General features: G+C 68.3%; 16 protein-coding genes. 6 read left to right on the forward strand and 10 right to left on the reverse strand.

The genetic code is table 11. From position 1 onward, the window contains the following. Positions 1-24: 24 nt before the first annotated feature. The 3 genes from EL337_RS02760 to EL337_RS02770 are packed head-to-tail and all read right to left on the reverse strand — an operon-like array spanning position 25 to position 3031. On the reverse strand, positions 25-915 hold the full coding sequence (locus tag EL337_RS02760) for an ABC transporter permease (protein ID WP_048633233.1): 891 nt from the start codon (positions 913-915) through the stop codon (positions 25-27). Then, positions 912-1844 carry an ABC transporter permease gene (locus tag EL337_RS02765; RefSeq protein ID WP_048633232.1) on the reverse strand — a complete coding sequence of 311 codons (933 nt, stop codon included), beginning with the start codon at positions 1842-1844 and terminating at the stop codon, positions 912-914. Before EL337_RS02765 ends, EL337_RS02760 begins: the two co-directional genes overlap by 4 nt. Then, the gene (locus tag EL337_RS02770; protein ID WP_048633231.1) at positions 1802-3031 is read right to left on the reverse strand and encodes a polyamine ABC transporter substrate-binding protein; all 1230 of its coding nucleotides are present in this window, start codon (positions 3029-3031) and stop codon (positions 1802-1804) included. The genes EL337_RS02765 and EL337_RS02770 overlap by 43 nt, the downstream gene beginning before the upstream one ends. A 131-nt stretch (positions 3032-3162) precedes the next feature. Here EL337_RS02770 and EL337_RS02775 point away from each other — a divergent pair, with 131 nt between their 5' ends. Both EL337_RS02775 and EL337_RS02780 read left to right on the forward strand, forming a co-directional pair. After that, on the forward strand, positions 3163-4518 hold the full coding sequence (locus EL337_RS02775) for an aspartate aminotransferase family protein (RefSeq protein WP_232786831.1): 1356 nt from the start codon (positions 3163-3165) through the stop codon (positions 4516-4518). Then, the gene (locus tag EL337_RS02780; protein ID WP_048633335.1) at positions 4515-5618 is read left to right on the forward strand and encodes an ABC transporter ATP-binding protein; all 1104 of its coding nucleotides are present in this window, start codon (positions 4515-4517) and stop codon (positions 5616-5618) included. Before EL337_RS02775 ends, EL337_RS02780 begins: the two co-directional genes overlap by 4 nt. Here EL337_RS02780 and EL337_RS02785 read toward each other — a convergent pair. Next, entirely contained in the window at positions 5587-6219 is a 633-nt protein-coding gene (locus tag EL337_RS02785; RefSeq protein WP_048633230.1) for a TetR/AcrR family transcriptional regulator, read from the reverse strand. The two genes, EL337_RS02780 and EL337_RS02785, sit on opposite strands and share 32 nt — an antisense overlap. Before the next feature lie 96 nt (positions 6220-6315). Between EL337_RS02785 and EL337_RS02790 the strand changes: the two genes are divergently transcribed. Continuing rightward, entirely contained in the window at positions 6316-7935 is a 1620-nt protein-coding gene (locus EL337_RS02790) for a phytoene desaturase family protein (RefSeq protein ID WP_048633229.1), read from the forward strand. 28 nt (positions 7936-7963) lie between these two features. Beyond that, positions 7964-9973, forward strand: coding sequence for an acetate--CoA ligase family protein (locus tag EL337_RS02795; RefSeq protein ID WP_048633228.1), 2010 nt, complete (start codon positions 7964-7966; stop codon positions 9971-9973). Here EL337_RS02795 and EL337_RS02800 read toward each other — a convergent pair. Continuing rightward, the gene (locus EL337_RS02800; RefSeq protein WP_232786830.1) at positions 9958-10308 is read right to left on the reverse strand and encodes a cupin domain-containing protein; all 351 of its coding nucleotides are present in this window, start codon (positions 10306-10308) and stop codon (positions 9958-9960) included. The genes EL337_RS02795 and EL337_RS02800 overlap by 16 nt on opposite strands. After that, positions 10305-11516 (reverse strand): NAD(P)/FAD-dependent oxidoreductase, encoded by a 1212-nt coding sequence (locus tag EL337_RS02805; RefSeq protein ID WP_048633226.1) that lies wholly within the window; start codon positions 11514-11516, stop codon positions 10305-10307. Before EL337_RS02805 ends, EL337_RS02800 begins: the two co-directional genes overlap by 4 nt. 52 nt (positions 11517-11568) lie before the next feature. On the opposite strand from EL337_RS02805, the gene EL337_RS02810 reads away from it, so the two are divergent. Next, positions 11569-12744 carry an acyl-CoA dehydrogenase family protein gene (locus tag EL337_RS02810; protein WP_048633225.1) on the forward strand — a complete coding sequence of 392 codons (1176 nt, stop codon included), beginning with the start codon at positions 11569-11571 and terminating at the stop codon, positions 12742-12744. On the opposite strand, the gene EL337_RS02815 is transcribed toward EL337_RS02810, so the two are convergent. The 3 genes from EL337_RS02815 to EL337_RS02825 all read right to left on the reverse strand — a co-directional run bounded on the left by EL337_RS02815 (position 12686) and on the right by EL337_RS02825 (position 16024). Further along, the gene (locus EL337_RS02815) at positions 12686-13984 is read right to left on the reverse strand and encodes a uracil-xanthine permease family protein (protein WP_109860142.1); all 1299 of its coding nucleotides are present in this window, start codon (positions 13982-13984) and stop codon (positions 12686-12688) included. The genes EL337_RS02810 and EL337_RS02815 overlap by 59 nt on opposite strands. 153 nt (positions 13985-14137) lie before the next feature. Continuing rightward, positions 14138-14668: a DUF6611 family protein gene (locus EL337_RS02820; RefSeq protein WP_126316488.1), complete on the reverse strand. Its 531-nt coding sequence runs from the start codon at positions 14666-14668 to the stop codon at positions 14138-14140. Between the two features lie 111 nt (positions 14669-14779). Continuing rightward, on the reverse strand, positions 14780-16024 hold the full coding sequence (locus tag EL337_RS02825) for an APC family permease (protein WP_232786829.1): 1245 nt from the start codon (positions 16022-16024) through the stop codon (positions 14780-14782). 22 nt (positions 16025-16046) lie between these two features. Between EL337_RS02825 and EL337_RS02830 the strand changes: the two genes are divergently transcribed. Beyond that, positions 16047-17273, forward strand: coding sequence for a TetR/AcrR family transcriptional regulator (locus EL337_RS02830; protein WP_048633222.1), 1227 nt, complete (start codon positions 16047-16049; stop codon positions 17271-17273). On the opposite strand, the gene EL337_RS02835 is transcribed toward EL337_RS02830, so the two are convergent. After that, a complete protein-coding gene (locus tag EL337_RS02835) occupies positions 17240-17506 on the reverse strand; it encodes a DoxX-related protein (protein WP_048633221.1) in 267 nt (88 codons plus the stop codon). The two genes, EL337_RS02830 and EL337_RS02835, sit on opposite strands and share 34 nt — an antisense overlap. Between the last annotated feature and the right edge of the window lie 22 nt (positions 17507-17528).

Consider the following 17528-nt stretch of genomic DNA (forward strand, 5'->3'; position numbering starts at 1 on the left):
GTGCTGGTCCGAGCGCCAGTGCGGCTACATCTCGCCCGCGAAAGCTCCGATACCGCGATCGGTGGTGGCGTCGTTGCGGGTGATCCGGCGGAACACCAGGTAACCGATCGCGACCGCGACGAGTGAGGTCAGCAGCAGCAGCGTCGCCAACGCGTTGAGGGCGGGCGTCGGCGCTCCGCGGGCGGTGTTGTAGATCTTGACCGACACCGGCTCCGACGCCGCCCCACCGGACAGGTACCGCACCATCACGAAGTCGTCGATGACGTCGGCGAACACCAGCACCGTGCTGGCGAAGATCGCGGGAATCAGCATGGGGATGATGACCCGGCGCAGCGCCCCGACCGGCGAGGCGCCCAGATCCATTGCGGCTTCCTCGTACTGGGGTCCGATGGTGGCCAGCCGGGCGCGCACCAGCACCGCCGGATAGGACACCTGGAATGTCACCAGCCCGATCACCTGGGCGGTGGTCCCCAGTTCGATCGGCACCGCGACCGTGGTGATGACGAACAGCAGCGACACCGCCAGCAGCACCTCGGGCAACACGAACGCCAGCAGCATCAAGAAGTTGGCACCCGATGGCAGCCTGCCCCGCCACCGGTCGATGCCGAGCGCGAACAGCACACCGAGGGGCACCGTGATGAGGGTGGTGATGAGCCCGAGCTTCAGCGTCTGCAGCAGGGCGTTGTGCAGCGTCGCGTCATGCCACACCGACAGCGTCTGGTCACCCCAGTACCAGCGGAACGAAAAGCCCTGCCAGACAGTGCGGGAGCGGCCGTCGTTGAACGAGTACAGCACCGCGACCAGTACCGGGAGCAGCGACCAGAGCAGGTAGCCGATCGTGACGGCGACGAGGACCCGGGGCGGTCGCCAGGGATCGTTCCACCACGCCACCGGGCCCCGGGCCGGCCGGATCACTGGGCCGCCTCGTCCCGGCGGCCGGTGACGCGGATGTAGTAGAGCATCGGGAGCAGCGCGACGAGGAAGACCAGAAGCACGAACGCTCCCGCCTGACCGGTCTGCCCGGGAGCCAGCACGCTGTCGTTGATGAGGTTGCCGACCATCGCCGTCTTCGGCGACGCCGACAGCATGTCGCTGGTGAAGTAGTCGCCGAGCATGGGCAGGCAGGTCAGCAGGGCTGCCGCGACGATGGTGGGCCTGCTCAGCGGCAGGGTGACCCGCCAGAAGGACGAGACCCGGTTCGCCCCCAGATCCCGTGACGCCTCGAGCACGGGCTGTGAGAGGCGATCCAAGCCCGCGTAGAGGGGCAGGATCATGTACGGGACATAGCCGTAGACCAGCCCGAGGATCACGACGACGGGCTGCCCGGTCAGCCAGTTGATGTCCGGGTTGAACAGTCCGCCCAGGCCCAGCACGGAGTTGACCAGTCCGTCGTCCTGTAACAGGTTGACCCACGCGAACATCCGCATCATGTAGCTGATCCAGAACGGAGCGATCAACAGGGTGAGCAGCAGGCCCTTGCGCCGTCCCGACAGCCGCGCCGCGTAGTAGGCCACCGGGAACGCGATGAGCAGACACAGCGCACTGGCCGTGATCACGAACACCGCGGTCCGCAGCAGCGCCGGGCCGAACACGGCGTCGGAGCCCACGATGCGGGTGAGGACGTAGGTGAGCTGAGAGGGGTTCCACTGCAGCGGATTCCAGACCGGTACCGCGGTGCGGAAGATCGGGTCGACCGTGCCGAAGACGATGCACAGCACCACGTACATCGGCGCGACGAAGAACAGCAGCAGCCAGACGAGGCCGGGTGCTGCCAGTGCGGGCCATAACCCGCGGGTACGGTTCAGGATCCGCCCGCCTTGAAGGTGCGCCACACGTTCTGCCACGCAGCGTCGTTGGCGGGGTCCAGCTCCAGGATGCGGTACCCGGCGTCGAACCACCGGGGGTCGACGATCGCCGCGGACAGGTTCTCCGGGATGAAGCCGTCCGCCACCAGCGTCTCGGGTTTGATGGAGTTCTGCGGCGGCTGGTAGCCGATGGCCGAGAAGTTCTGCATGGCCACCTCGGAGTCGAGCATGTGGTTCAGGAACAGGTGTGCGAGTACGGGATTCTTGCCGCCCCGCAGGGTCACCAGCATGTCGTTGTCGACCATGCCCTTGCCGTCGGCCGGGAACCAGTACCGCAGGATCTCGGGACCGGTGCCTTCCGGCAGGTACGACTGGGCGTTGATGATGTCGCCCGACCACATCTGCGCGAGGCCCAGCTGACCTGCGGGCAGGTCGTTGTAGGCCGTGATGGTCACCTTCGGCGACGTGGCGTCCATCATCGCCTTGAGTTGTTCGCCGACCATGGTGAGGTCGGCCTCCGACGAGGTGTTGATGTCGGTGATGCCCTCACGCAACAGCACCATGGCCATGGTGGTGTGCCAGTCGTCGAGCACCGCGGTCTTGCCCCTGTACTTCGCATCCCAGAACGCGTCGTAGGGGTTGGCGATGGCACCGATATCTTCGGGCACCTGGTCGGTCCGCCAGCCGATGCCGGTGGTGTAGATGGTGTACGGCACGCTGTAGCGCCACTCCTGGTCGTACCAGGGGTTGGTGAAACTCGGCCACACGTTGCCGATGTTGGTGATGTAGGTGTGGTTGAGCGGGCGCAGCAGTCCGCCGTTGACCAGCCTGCTGATCTCGGTGTAGTTGGCGTTGTAGATGTCGAAATCGACACCGCTGCGCAGCTTCGTCAGGGCCTCGCCGCCATCGTTGAACGTCGAGATCTCGACTGTCACACCGTATTTGTCCTCGAACGACTTCACGGCGTCCGGGCTGACGTAGTCGGCGTAGCTGAAGAGCTTGAGGGTGCCCTTCTCGGGTGCCAGGCCGTCGGCGATCGGCTGGTTGTCACCGGCGATGTCCCACAGCACGGGGCTGTCGGGGGAGGCGAGCTTGAGGCTCGGAGTGGACCCGGACGGTCCGGATCCGCCGCCGCAGGCGCTGAGGAAGGCGCCGAGTGTCGGGGCGGCTGCGGCGAGAAGCGCTGCGCGCGCCAGGAACTGCCGCCGGGTGGTGGGCTCTGGCATCCGGGCCTCCCCGTTGATTTCTCATCTTGTCGCTGGTAGGACTCTCGCATAGACTGAATACTCAGTCAACCGATACGAGCGGAGGTTCGGCCGTGTTGATTTCGTCGGCTTCTCCAACCTCAGGACCCGGGGTGGCCGGCATCGACGACCTCATTGCCGAGCAGGAGCAGATCTTCCTGCGGCGCCAGCCGCGCAGCACCGAGTTGATCGCGCTCGCCGGCGAGCACCTCGCGGGCGGTGCGACGTCCAACTGGCAGATCGCCGAACCGCAGGCGGTGTGGATGAGCCACGGTAGCGCGTCGAAGGTCTACGACGTGGACGGCACCGAGTATGTCGACATGCACGGCGGCTACGGCGCGTCCATCGCAGGCCACGCCCATCCGGAGATCGTGGCCGCGGTCAGTGACAGGGTAAGGCGCGGAACCCATTTCGCCCAGCCCACCGAGGACGCCATCTGGATCGCCGGTGAACTGTCCAGGCGCTTCGACCTGCCACTGTGGCGGTTCGCCAACTCCGGCACCGAGGCGACGATGGACGCCGTGCACCTGGCCCGTTCGCTGACCGGGCGTGACCTCATCATCAAGGTCGAGGGCTGCTATCACGGCCACCATGACTCCGTGCAGGTGTCGGTGCTCCCCGAGGCCGACGAGGTGGGGCCCCGTTCGGCGCCGACGCCGGTCCCGGGCAACTCCGGGATACCCTCGGCCATCCGCGATCTCGTCGTCGTGGTGCCCTTCAACGACCCCGAGGCCGTCGCGCGGGCACTGGCCGAGCACCGCGGGAACATCGCGGCGATGATCCTCGAGCCGGTGATGATGAACGCGGGCATCATCCCGCCGGCGGACGGCTACCTCGCGGCGATCCGGGACCTCGTGCACGCCGACGGTGCGCTGCTGATCTACGACGAGGTGAAGACCGGCTTCACGACGGGGCCGGGCGGGATCACGGCACGCAGCGGGGTCACCCCCGACATCGTGTGTCTGGCCAAGGCTCTCGGTGGGGGCATCGCCGTCGCCGCCATCGGCGGCACACACGCCGTGATGTCGCTGATCGCCGACGGTCGCTATGAGCAGGTCGGTACCTTCAACGGGAATCCGCTGGCGATGGCGGCTACCCGCGCGACGCTCTCCGAGGTGCTGACCGCCGAGAACTACGCGCACCTCGACGCGCTGTCGACCCGGCTGCGGGAAGCGCTGGAGTTCACCATCGTCGAGCACGGCTTCGACTGGCATGTCGTGACTGTCGGCGCCAAGGGGTGCGTGGCATTCCGCCGTGAGCGTGTGACGGAGTTCCGCGATTTCCTGGACATCGACGCCCGATTGGGGCATCTGCACTGGCTGATGCAGCACAATGGTGGGGTGTTTCTGCCACCGTGGGGCAAGGTCGAGCAGTGGCTGTTGTCGGTCCAGCACACCCGCGACGATGTGGACCGGTTCGCGGCGAACTTCGCCCGGTTCGCCGGCGCAGTAGCAGGAGTGGGTCCCTGACCGGCGGGGCCATCCGGCTCCACCAGCTGGCCAAATCATTCGCCGGCGTGCCTGCGGTGTCCGGAATCGATCTCGACATCCCCGCGGGACAGTTCTACTCGCTGCTCGGCTCGTCGGGCTGCGGCAAGACGACGACGCTGCGGATGATCGCAGGCTTCGAGAAGCCGGATTCGGGCCGCATCGAACTCGACGGCCGTGACGTCGCGGCCGACCCTCCGCACAAGCGTCCTGTCAACACCGTCTTCCAGACGTACGCGCTGTTCCCGTTCATGACCGTCTGGGAGAACGTGGCCTTCGGCCTGAAATACCAGAAGACCTCCCGTGACGAGACCCGGCGCCGGGTCGGCGAGGCGCTGGATCTGGTGCGAATGGACACCTACGCCACCAGGAAGCCGGCGCAGCTGTCCGGAGGGCAGCAGCAGCGTGTCGCGTTGGCGCGCGCCCTGGTATTGCGGCCCCGGGTGCTGCTGCTCGATGAGCCACTCGGCGCGTTGGATGCCAAGCTGCGCAAGCAACTTCAGCTCGAACTACGTTCGATGCAGCGCGAGGTCGGCATCACCTTCGTCTATGTCACCCACGACCAGGAAGAAGCGCTCACGATGAGCGACCAGATCGCGGTGCTCGCCGAGGGCCGGGTCGAACAGGTGGGACCACCCCAGGAGATCTACTCCGCCCCGGCCACGACATTCGTTGCCGGATTCCTGGGCGCCGCCAACATCTTCGACGCCGAGATCGTGGACGTCGTCGCCGAGAACGGCGCCCCGCCGGCGCCGGGCTCGGCCGTCGTGATCCGGCCGGAGCGCATCGGCATCCAGCGGGCCGACGAGCCCGTCGCGGCCGGACACAACGCCATCGCCGGCACTGTCAAACATGTTGTCTACCTGGGTAACTGTACGCAGGTACATGTCGACGTCGGGGCGCCCACCGACATGGTGGTCGAGGTGCCCAACCGGGCAGGCCCGCTGTCGGTGACCCACGCGCCGGGGGAGCGGGTGGTGTGCGTCTGCACGCACGACGCCGTGCGCGTGCTGCACCGCAGTACGGCGACGCCGATGACCGACCCGGTGCTCAGCCCCGCTCAGCTGCCGGTGCCAGGTTGAGCTCCCGCTCGGCGAACCGCATCGCGATGTCGTAGGCGACCTCGGAGTCGATCTCGGGGTCTTCCAGGGCAACCTGGATGGACAGACCGTCCAGCAGAGCGGCGAACTCCAGCGCGAAAAGCCGGGGGTTCACCGTGTTGTCCACCTCGTCGTCTTCGGCGGACCGGACGGCGTCGACGATCATCGTCCGCCACCGCGCGTCGAGTTCCACCCGGCCGGCCTTGATCTCACTGTGCCGGAACGCCTGTGCCCACAGGTCGAACCACAGGCCCCAGGCACCGGGAATCTCGTCGTCGGCCTCGGGCACACATGTCCACCGGATCAGCAGCGAGAGCCGTTCGCGCAGTGACGGAGTGACGGCCAGCATCTTCTCGGCGGCCTCGTAGAACGATTCCTCCGAGTGGCGCAGCGCGTCGACGAGCAGCCGGTCCCGGGTGCCGAAGTAGTAGATGACCAGCGCCGAACTCACGCCGGCGCGCTTGGCGACGTCGGCGATGCGGGTATCGCCGAAACCCCGTTCGCAGATCAGCTCCGCTGCGGCACGGAGCATTTCGATGCGCCTGCCTTCGTTCTGCTCTGTCGCGGGTGCTGGCTCAGCCATCTCGCTGGTTCCCCTCCTCGTGGCAGCGTTGCCTCTTGTCTGAAAGCCTAACACTTGGTTAGATTGAACAGTCAGTCAGGAGCTCAGGAGGCACCCATGGCGAACACCTACGACGCCCTGGTGATCGGCGGCGGACACAACGGCTTGGTCTCGGCGGCCTATCTGGCCCGGTCGGGAGCTCGCACGCTGGTGCTGGAATCCCGCGGCGCGCTCGGTGGCGCTGCCACCACGGAGGCGCCGTGGGAAGACGCGCCGCATCTGCGCGTGACCCGGCTGTCGTACGTCATGAGCCTGATGCCGCCGACGATCGTCCGCGAGCTCGCTCTCGAGCGCCACGGGTACAAGGTGCACCCGATGGGCCCCTACTACCAGGCGTTTCCCGAGGGTGGGTCGCTCACGGTCTACGAGGACGACCCGGCGAGAACGTACGAACAGCTGGCCAGGTTCTCCACGAAGGATGCCGACGCGTGGCCGAAGTGGAACGCGTGGCTGGAAGGCATCGCCGACGTGATGGGTCCGCTGCTGACCCAGGTGCCACCCAACATCGGTTCGCGGAAACCGTCGGATCTGTTCGAGCTGGCGAAGCTCGGCTGGAGCCAGCGGGGGATGACCACACGCATGATGGGCGATGTCACCCGGCTGCTCACCATGAGCATCGCCGACCTGCTCGACGATTGGTTCGAATCACCGCAAATAAAAGGCGCGCTCGCGGTCAACGGGGTCATCGGAACGTGGGCCGGTCCGTACGAGCCCGGCACCGCCTATGTGATGGCGCACCATTCGATCGGCGACGTCGGTGACGGGCAGCTCGGAAGCTGGGGTTATCCCGAAGGAGGAATGGGTGCGGTCTCGGACGCCATCGCGCGATCGGCGCGGTCCTTCGGGGCCGAGATCCGGACCAACGCCCGGGTCGCCACACTGATCGTGCGCGGCGGCGAGGTGCGGGGTGCGGTCCTCGACACCGGCGAGGAGATCCACGCGCCGTTGGTGGTGACCACGCTGCACCCGAAAATCGCCTTCCTGGACCATGTTCCACGTCACGAGCTGCCCGAGGACTTCGTCCGCGACATCGAGCACTTCAAGACGCGAAGCGGCGTGGTCAAGATCAATCTCGCGCTGGGGGAGCTGCCCAACTTCACCGCGGACCCCAGCACGCGTCAGGCCGAGCATCACACCGGTTCGGTCGAGATGGCGCCCACGATGGAGTACATCGAGGCCGCGTTCCAGGACGCCCGGGTCGGGCGGCCGGCGCTGCTGCCGTTCAGTGACGGCGTGATCCCGACCACTCTGGACAAGACGCTGAATCCCGATGGCACGCACATCATGTCGCTGTTCACGCAGTGGGTCCCCGCCAACTGGGCGGAGGCGCCGCATACCGAGGAGCTGGACGCCTACGCCGACCGGCTCATCGACCTGTACGACCATGTGGCACCGGGCTTCAAGTCCTCGATACTGCATCGCGACGTGGTGGGGCCGCACGAGATGGAGCAGGAGTACGGGCTGATCGGCGGCAACATCTTTCACGGTGAGCTGTCGTTGGAGCAGCTCTTCCACATGCGACCTGCTCCCGGTTACGCCGACTACCGGACCCCGATCAAGGGCCTCTACAACGGCAGCTCGGGCACGCATGCCGGCGGTGGTGTGTGCGGCATCCCGGGCTGGCAGGCTTCCCGAGCGGCGCTGGCGGACGGCAAGAAGCGCTTCCGGAAGCGATGAGCGCTTGCGCGAAGAGCAGACGGCGCCGATGACCGATCGCCGCGCGGCTGTCGCCGCGATGCTGGATGCGCGCTCGATCGCGGTGGTGGGTGCGAGCCCGCGGGCGGGCAGCTTCGGCGAGCGCATGGTGCTCGAGGCTGCGCGGGGCAGCGCCCGGGTGCACCTGGTCAACCCGAAGTATGGGCACATCGGCGATCGCCGCTGTGTCCCTTCGCTGTCCGACCTCGACGAGGCCGTCGACCTGGTGCTACTCGGTGTCCCGGACTCTGCGTTGCGGCAGCAGCTGCGCGCGGCGGCCGAGGCGGGGGCGCGATCGGCGGTGCTCTTCGGCTCTGCGCACGGCATTCGCGACGACGTGCGCATGCTGGCCGTCGACGCCGGTATGGCGCTGTGCGGGGCAGGCTGTATGGGATTTGTGAATGTGGCGAAAGGCGTTCGCGCGCTGGGCTATCTGGAACCGGATACACTGCCGGAGGGCACGGTCAGCCTGGTGACCCACTCCGGCTCGGCGTTCTCCACACTGTTGCGGGCCAACCGCGGGTTCGGGTTTCGGCTGGCGGTGTCCTCGGGTCAGGAGCTCGTCACCGACACCGCCGACTACCTCGACTACGCGCTGGACGACCCCGGCACCCGGATCATCGCGTTGCTGATGGAGACACCGAGGAGTCTGCCCCGGCTACGGCAGGCGCTGCTCCGCGCCGCCGCGCAGGACGTTCCGGTGGTGATCCTCACCGTCGGGGGATCCCCGGGCGGCCGGGCGATGGTGGCGGCGCATTCGGGCGCGCTGGCCGGCGAAGGCGCGGCCTGGCAGGCGTTCTGCGCGTCGACGGGCGCGGTGCACGTCCGCGACATGGCCGAATTCACCGACACGCTGGAGCTTTTCGCGGCGGAGCGGCGATCGCGCGGTGGTGCGATCGCCACGGTGCACGACTCCGGCGCCGAGCGGGCGCTGACCGTCGACATCGCCCACGAGATGGGGGTCCGGTTCGCCGAGCTGTCCCCGGACACCATCACCACCCTCGGCAGCCGGCTCGATGACGGTCTGGTCGCGACCAACCCGCTCGACGTGTGGGGAACCGGTGCCGACACCCGCACCCTGTTCGGCGCCTGCCTGCGGGCGATGTCGGACGATCCGGCAGTGGCGGTGACCGCTCTGGCGGTCGATCTGGTGGCCGAGTTCGACGGTGACACCGCCTACGCGGATGCCGTCGTCGACGTCGCCAAGGACACCGACGCGCCTCTGGCTGTGCTGGCGTCGGTGCCGTCGGCGATCGACCGGGCTGTGGCGGCGCGGTTGCGGGACAACGCCATACCGGTGCTGGAGGGCGTCCGTAGCGGGCTGGCCGCCATGGCGCACCTGGCGTGCTGGCCGCTGCCGCTCGACTGTCCTGATCCAGTGGAGCCGCGCCCGACCTCGGCCACGGGTTTCGATCTGCTGGCCCACTACGGCATTGCCGTGGTGCCGACCCGCGCCGCGCACTCCGCGGACGAGGCGGTGGCGGCGGCACACGCCATCGGCTATCCGGTTGTGCTGAAAACAGCTGCAGCACTGCACAAGAGCGACGTCGGCGGCGTGGTGCTCGGGATCGGTGACGACACAGCCGTGCGCCGAGCCTACGACGGCATGGCCGCGCTGGGCGGGGATGTGACCGTCTCGGCGATGGCGTCGTCAGGCATCGAGGTGTCGGTCGGCTTCGTCCGCGACGACGCGTTCGGACCGCTGGTTGTGGTCGCGGCCGGCGGCACGCTGGTAGAACTGCTCGACGACCGCGCCATCGCCTACCCTCCGCTGTCGCGCATGCGCGCAACAGAACTCGTTGACTCGCTGCGGATCCGGCCACTGCTGGACGGCTGGCGCGGCGGGCCGCGTGCCGATGTCGACGCGCTGATCGACGTCGTCGTCGCGTTCGGCCGCATGGCGGTCGAGCTCGCCGATGTCTACGACGCGGTCGAGGCCAATCCGGTGATCGTGGCGCCGCGCGGCGCGGTGGCCGTGGATGTCCTAGCCGTGCCGACCGTTGATCAGAAGATCACGTAGACCTTGCGCAGCGTCTCGTGGATGACCCACGTGCCTGCCCAGCCCAGCGGGAACACCGCGATGTCACCTGCGCCGACGTCGAGTGGCTCACCACCGTCCGGGGTCACGGTCATGCGCCCGGACAGCACATAGATGACCTCGTTCTCCTCCTGACGCCAGTACGAAGGTCCGGGGGTCACCTGCCAGATGCCTGCGGATTTCGCGCCGTCCACCCACATCTCGATGCCGTGCACCGCCATCGGGTCGCCGGTGGCCTCGTCGAGGGGACCCCAGTCCTCGAGCTCGGCGTCGGCGGCGCCGGGCAGCAGCGAGGTGAGCACGGCCTGGGTCATCATGAAGAGGTCCTCTCGTAAGCGGTTTCTGGGAACGGCAGAGATATCGGTTCGGGCGCCACGCGGCTGTTGCCGTCGGCGTCGAAGCGGTCGAGCCCGAGGTCGCTGAGATCCAGCCACTCGCACCCACCGGCAGTGGTGAGGTCGGCGGCGACCTCTGCCACCGCAGGTCCCCACATCATGCCGTGGCCGGCCGCGCTGGCCACCACGGTGCCGTCGACGGGGCCGTCGTCGGTGAGCAGCGGACCCAGGATGGGCAGGTGGTCGGGCGTGTAGTCGATGGTCGCCGCCCACGTGCGCCGCAGACCCAGACCCGTGACCGCGGGGAACAGCCTCTCCAGGCGTCCGAGCGTCGCCATGTAGTAGGCGTTGTCGAAATCTGTTGCTATTCCCGGCTTCTCGTCTGGGTTGCTCATACCCCAGAGCAGCCCTCCGGCGTCACCGGGCCGCCAGTAGATACCGGACGACACGTCGAAGACCATCGGCAGGGCGTGCACGTCGACCGGCAGCGGTGCGGTGACCACGACCTGGTGGCGGGATCCGCCCGCCGGGATACGGGCGCCGGCGCGGGCGCCGACGTCGGCGAGCTGCGGTCCACCGGTGAGCACGACCCGGTTCGTGTCGATCGGACCGTCGGAGGTGTCGACGCCGACCACCCGTCCGCCCGAGACCCGCAGCCCGGTGAACGCACAGTGCTCGCGCACGTCGACGCCCGATACCGTCAACGCGGCGGTGTAGGCCAGCACGTTGCGGGGCGCGTCGATGTACCCGTCACCCGGCGCGTAGCTCGCGCCCAGGGTTGATTCGGGCGCCAAACCGGTGTTCCGGCCGTCGATGTCGTCGCTCGACCACCAGTCGACGTCGAGGCCGAGGGAGCGCTGCAGTGCGATGCGCGTGTGGGCCTGCTCGACTTCCTCGGCGGTGAAGCAGGGCATCAGGTAGCCCTGCCGCACGAACCCGCAGTCGAGCGGGAACCGCTCGCCGCTGCTCGCGTAGAACGCCTGGCTGCGCAGGCCGAGACGGATCGCGGTCTCGGTGCCGCCCTGCGCGCGCACCATTCCCGCCGCGCGGCTGCTGGCGCCCTCGCCGAGCGTCTGCGCCTCCAGGAGTACGACGTCGAGTCCGCTGTTCTCGGCGAGCAGCACGGCCGTCCACGCACCGACCGTCCCGCCGCCCACCACCACGACGTCGGCGGTCCGAAGGCTGGTCATACCTCGAAACGCTGACATAGACTGAACGCTCAGTCAAGAGGAAGGGCTGCGGATGTACGGGTTGACGGACGAGGATCTGCGGATCCGCGAAACCGCCCGCGAGTTCGTCGAATCGCTGATGCCGCACGAGGTCGAGGCCGAGCTGGCCGGCGGGGTGCTGCCCAAAGAGGTGACGGCCGAACATCACGCCCGGGCGGTCGCCCTGGGCCTGTACGCCACGAACATGCCCGTCTCGGTCGGTGGCCGCGGCTGCACGGCGCTGCAGCAGATCCTGGTGCAGGAACAGTGCGGCCGTGTCACCAATGGCCTGGCCTGGGTGATGGCGACACCGCCCCAGTGGTGGCCCGAGGTGGCCACCGACTACCACCGGCAGAAGTGGCTGCTGCCCGCGGTGCGCGGGGAGAAGCACGAGGCGTACGCGATCACCGAAGAGTTCGCCGGCTCAGACGTCTCGGCGCTGCAGACCACCGCGCGGCGCGACGGCGACGACTATGTCATCGACGGCGTGAAATGGCATGTCACCTCGTTCAACCTGGCCGACTACGTGTTCGTCGAAGCAGTCCTGGCCGAGGGCCCGCACGCCGGCGACCACGTGCTGCTCGTGGTCGACCTGCCGTGGCCGGGGGTGGAAGTGGTTCGTACGCCGAAGTATTCGCACAACATCGCCGATGAACACCCGATCGTCGCCTTCAACCAGGTTCGGGTACCCGCGGAGAATCTCGTCGGCACCGAGGGCGGGCCGATGACGTTCACCCAGGACTGGTTCCGGTTCGAACGGATGATGGTGGCCGCCCGCTGCGTCGGCGCGGCCCAGCGACTGCTCGACGAGGTGACCGCGTTCGCGCGCGACCGGGTGGTCGACGGACGTCCGCTGGGTGAGCATCAACTGGTGGCGGGCATGCTCGCGGACAGCGCCACCGAGCTGTTCGCTGCGCGCACGATGCTCTACGAAGTGGCCCGATCCATCGATGCGGGCCATGACCGCAAGACCCTGCACGGTCAGGCGTCGATGCTGAAGCTGTTCTGCTCGGAGATGGCCGGACGGGCGGCCGATCGTGCCGTGCAGATCTTCGGCGGCCGCGGCTACATGCGGGAGAACGTCGCCGAGCGGATGTTCCGCGAGCTTCGGGTCGAGCGAATCTGGGAGGGCGCCAGCGAGATTCAACGCGTCATTGTGGGGCGGCAGCTGATGAATCGCGGTCCCTCGGCGCTTCTTGACCCGACCTGAAACCCAACAGCCGCATGCCGTGGTAGATGAGCAGCGCGGCGATCGACCCCAGGGCGATACCGGTGAAGGTCAGACTTCCTGCGCTCCAGGTGAAGTCGGCGATACCGAGGATCAGAGGAATGGCAGCGGTCATCTGGTTGATGGGCTTGGAGAAGTCGACGTGGTTGGTGAGCCAGATCCGCACGCCCAGGATGCCGACCAGGCCGTAGAGCACCACCGTCGCCCCGCCGAGCACGCCCGACGGGATCGCGACGATCACCGCACCGACCTTGGGGCACAACGACAGCACGATCGCGACGATGGCCGCCACCCAGTACGCGGCGGTCGAGTACACGCGCGTCGCCGCCATCACGCCGATGTTCTCGGCGTAGGTCGTGGTCGCCGATCCGCCACCGAATCCGGCCAGCGTGGTCGCGACGCCGTCGGCGGCCAGCGCACGGCCCATCAACGGGTCCATGTCCGTCTTCGTCATCTGTCCCACGGACTTGACGTGTCCGATGTTCTCGGCGATCAACGCGATGACCGCGGGCAGGAACAGGGGCAGTACCGACAGCGAGAACGTCGGGGTATGAAACTCGGGCAGGCCTATCCACGGCGCCGCCGCGATCCCTGAGGTGTCGACCTCACCGAGGACGAGTGCGAGCAGGTAGCCCGCCGCCACCGCGAGGAAGATCGCGAGCCTGCCGATCATGCCGCGGAAGAACGCGAGCACGGCGACCAGCAGCACCAGTGTGACCAGCCCGACAAGCGGGCCCTTCTCGAAGTTCGTCTTGGCGGCGGGTGCCAGGTTGAAGCCGATCAGCGCGACGATCGCGCCCGTCACGATCGGCGGCAGCGTGACGTCGATCCAGCGGGTGCCGACGATATGGACGATGCCGCCGACGAGCATGAGCAGCACGCCCACCGCGACGATCCCGCCCAGCGCGCTGCCGGTTCCCTGCGACGCCACCGCCGCCGTGACCGGGGCGATGACCGAGAAGCTCGACCCCAGGTAACTGGGCAGCCGGTTGCCCGTGATGATCAGGAACAGGATGGTGCCGACGCCGGAGAACAGCAGCGTGGTCGCGGGCGGGAAACCGGTGAGCACCGGGACCAGGAAGGTGGCACCGAACATCGCCACCACGTGCTGGGCGCCCAGACCGAGCGTGCGCGGCCAGCTCAGCCGTTCGTCGGGAGCGACGACGAAGTCCGGGTCGGCCTTCGAATCCACACGTTGCCAGGTGAATGCCGTGAATGCCATTGTGCGACTACACACCATGACGGGCGGTGCCGCACGTCGATCAGTCCGACCGCCGGGCAGATTCCGATCGGGCTGCCCGGACGTTGAGGTGGCGGATCGTGCCGAATGCCGCGACCACCCCACCCATCATGGCGAGAAACTCCAGCATGTCCCTCACCGTCGCGTCTCCGGCGACCTGCCGGCTGTACTGGCCAGGGCGCCCACGCTGTCGTAGACCTTCCACCACGTCGTCTCGAACTCTGCCGGTGTCGTCAGGCCGGCGATACGCCAGGCCCGCGCCTCCCGGAGACGGTCCGCCGACTCTGCCATCGCGGCGCAGGCTGCTCCCGAGATCGGGTCGTAGTGCCGCGGTAGGAGGGTGGCGGCCACACACCGCACCTGGGCGCGAAGCTCACCGGCCAGCGCGCGCGTCGCGACCCCGGTGCCCAGCAGGATGCCCGTCGAGACCGCCAGCGCGGTCCAGGCTCCGGTGCACCGGAGCAGTGTCACCTCGGCCAGGACCCAGAGCACGGCCCCCCAGACCGGCCAGCCGCGCCAGAGCCGGACCAGCCGCCGGTCTCGCGCGGTGATCCCCGGTGGATAGACCACGAGCAGATATCGCGTCCCGAAGCGGTCCGGCTGGATCGTCAGCGAACCCCATTCTGCGTCTCCATCCAGGAGTCGCCGAAAGACATTGCTCAGCATGGCCATTGACGTTCTGTGCGGTACACACCTCATCTGTAACGCGTCGCCGGGGTGTCTGCGGCCGCCCCTACGGATTCCTTACGGCGCGTCGGGCCCGCCTTGACGGCATGTTTACGGATGGTCCGTGTCGCGCGTTCGGCTGGCCACCCGGTAGGCGATCACGCCCACCAGCGCCACCGCGAAACCCGCCAGCACCGACGGCCACGGAAGGGTGACGGCCAGGGTCAGGCAGCCGAACAACCCGATCGCCGGCACGAGGCGGCGGCCGAGAGTCCACGCGGCGGCGTTGGCGATCGCGTAGTAGAGCAGCACACCGAACGACGAGAAACCGACCGCGCTGCGCACGTCGACGAATGCCGCGGCCACGGCAACCACGACACCGACCGCGACCTCGGCCCGGTGCGGGGTGGCATGGCGCGGGTGGACGGCGGCCAGCGAACGAGGCAGGTAGCCGTCCCGCGCCATCGCCAACATGGTCCTGGAGACCCCGAGCAGCAGCGCCAGCAACGCTCCCAGTGCGGCGACGGCGGCGCCTGCGCCGACCACCGGCACCAGAGCGGGCACGCCTGCGGCACGCACCGCCTCCGACAGCGGCGCGCTCGCCGCGGCCAGCCCGGTGTTGCCGAGCTCGGCGATCACGGCGACCGCGACCACGGCGTACACCACCAGGGTGATGGCCAGCGAGAGCGCGACGGCCCGTGGGATGGTGCGGGCCGGGTCGCGAACCTCCTCGCCCAGGGTGGCTATGCGGGCGTAACCGGCGAAGGCGAAGAACAACAGTCCGGCGGCCTGGAGGACGCCGTACGGGGTGACGTCGGATCCGAACGCGAGCCGGGCTGTTTCGGTGCCGCCGGAACCGAAGACGACGACCACCACCATGGTCAGCACGGCGAGCGTGAATGCCACGATGACCCGGGTGAGCCCCGCCGACCTCTGGACCCCGGCGTAGCTCACTGCCGTCAGCGCGATCACCGACCCGGCCGCCACGGCGTTGGCATAGGCGGGCCAGGCGTAGTAGCCCACGGTCAGCGCCATCGCCGCGCAGGAGGCGGTCTTGCCGACGATGAAGCTCCACCCCGCCGTGTGGCCCCAGAACGGACCGAGGCGTTCGCGCCCGTACACGTAGGTGCCCCCGGACTGCGGATAACGCGCCGCCAGTCGCGCCGAGGACATCGCGTTGCACACCGCGACCACCGCCGCCACCGCCAGACCGATCAGCAGACCGGTCCCTGCCGCAGCCGCAGCCGGGGCGAGCGCGACGAAGATTCCCGCGCCGATCATCGACCCGAGTCCCAGCGTGACGGTGTCGACGATCCCGAGACGTCGCCGCAGGACCGACTCGCCGGGCACGCTCACGCGCCCACGATATCGTGGCACGGTGGTGCACTCCGCTGGTGACAACGGCACCCGACGTCGGCCGAAAGACCGGAAGGCGCAGATTGCGCGCGCGTCGGCCGAGGCTTTCAGCGAGCTCGGGTATCACGGCGTCAGCATGGAGATGATCGCGTCGCGGGTGGGTATCTCCGCGGCGGCCCTGTATCGCCACTATTCGAGCAAGTACGAGCTGTTCCGCGACGCGGTGCTCAACCTGGGCCAGCAGCTGGTGGACGGCACGGCGGACATAGACGGGGACGACCCGGACGTGGTGCTCGATCAGCTGGTGTCGGCACTGGTGGACACCGCACTGGCCAACCGCAACGCCGGCGGCCTCTACCGGTGGGAGGGAAGGTATCTCCGCGGGGACGACCAGGCTGCCCTCGCGGAGCAGATCCGCACGGTGCACCGGCGCCTCCACGCCCCGCTGACTGCGTTGCGGCCGGAGCTCACGGCACGGCAGCGCTCCACGTTGTCGACCGCGGTGCTGTCGATCGTCGGCAGCACCGTTGATCACCGCGCCAAGCTCCCTGCGGCGCAGGTGCATCGGGTGCTCGCGCAGATCACGCGGGCAGTGCTGGCCGCCGAGCTGCCCGGTGACCTGCCGAGGTATCCGGAGGGCGTCGCGACGGACGTGCCTGCGGCCGACACGTCGAAGTACGAGGCCCTGCTCACCGAGTCGACGCGACTGTTCAGCATCGACGGGTATCGCGACACCAGCATGGACGACATCGCGTCAGCGGTCGGGATGCCGACTTCCGGTATCTACAAGTTCTTTTCCGGCAAGAACGACATCCTCGCCGCGATCTTCCGGCGTGCCTCCGACCGGGTGTCGGCCGAATTGGCGGCTATCGTCGCCGCCGCGTCAGAGCCGGACGACGCCCTCGCCGCCGTGATCGACGCCTACGTGACGCGGTCGTTCGATCACCCCGAGATCGAATGTGTCTACTACAGCGAGCGGCTCAACATGTCCCCCGCGGATCAGCGCATCATCCGCGACCTGCAGCGCTCGACGGTGGACTCGTGGGTCCAGTTGGTGGTCGCCGTGCGGCCGGAGTGGACGCCGGCGGAGGCACGTTTCGCCGTGCATGCGGCGATGGCACTGGTGATCGATCTGGGCCGCCGGGTCCGGTACGCGGACTCGCGCGAGGCGCGGGAGACTGTGCAGGGCCTGGTCGACGTGGCGCTGCTGGGCCGCTACCGGTTACGGACGACGTTACCCATCATGTAGAGCAGGTACACGACGAGCCCGACGACGGCGATCTTGCGCGTCCGCTGCACCGCGAGGCCCAGTCCGACAGCGGTCTCGACGGCGCCGTCGATGTAGACGTGCTGGCGGGTGTTGGTCGGGAAGGCCGCCTTGGTGATCCCCTCGTAGACCTGAGGGGCGACGAAGTGGGAGACGCCGGTGGCGGCGAGAGCCAGCCCGCCGATGCTGGCGGCACGCGAGTTTTCTTTGGACACAGCCGGATCCTAGTCGATGGCC

This window comes from Mycolicibacterium aurum, assembly GCF_900637195.1.
Classification (GTDB): domain Bacteria; phylum Actinomycetota; class Actinomycetes; order Mycobacteriales; family Mycobacteriaceae; genus Mycobacterium; species Mycobacterium aurum.

What these genes read in the sequence shown, in the direction of transcription:
- EL337_RS02770 (WP_048633231.1), bottom strand. Translation starts at nt 3,031, where the DNA reads ATGCCAGAGCCCACCACCCGGCGGCAGTTCCTGGCGCGCGCAGCGCTT.
- EL337_RS02785 (WP_048633230.1), bottom strand. Translation starts at nt 6,219, where the DNA reads ATGGCTGAGCCAGCACCCGCGACAGAGCAGAACGAAGGCAGGCGCATC.
- EL337_RS02790 (WP_048633229.1), top strand. Translation starts at nt 6,316, where the DNA reads ATGGCGAACACCTACGACGCCCTGGTGATCGGCGGCGGACACAACGGC.
- EL337_RS02795 (WP_048633228.1), top strand. Translation starts at nt 7,964, where the DNA reads ATGACCGATCGCCGCGCGGCTGTCGCCGCGATGCTGGATGCGCGCTCG.
- EL337_RS02800 (WP_232786830.1), bottom strand. Translation starts at nt 10,308, where the DNA reads ATGATGACCCAGGCCGTGCTCACCTCGCTGCTGCCCGGCGCCGCCGAC.
- EL337_RS02805 (WP_048633226.1), bottom strand. Translation starts at nt 11,516, where the DNA reads ATGACCAGCCTTCGGACCGCCGACGTCGTGGTGGTGGGCGGCGGGACG.
- EL337_RS02810 (WP_048633225.1), top strand. Translation starts at nt 11,569, where the DNA reads ATGTACGGGTTGACGGACGAGGATCTGCGGATCCGCGAAACCGCCCGC.
- EL337_RS02815 (WP_109860142.1), bottom strand. Translation starts at nt 13,984, where the DNA reads ATGGCATTCACGGCATTCACCTGGCAACGTGTGGATTCGAAGGCCGAC.
- EL337_RS02820 (WP_126316488.1), bottom strand. Translation starts at nt 14,668, where the DNA reads ATGCTGAGCAATGTCTTTCGGCGACTCCTGGATGGAGACGCAGAATGG.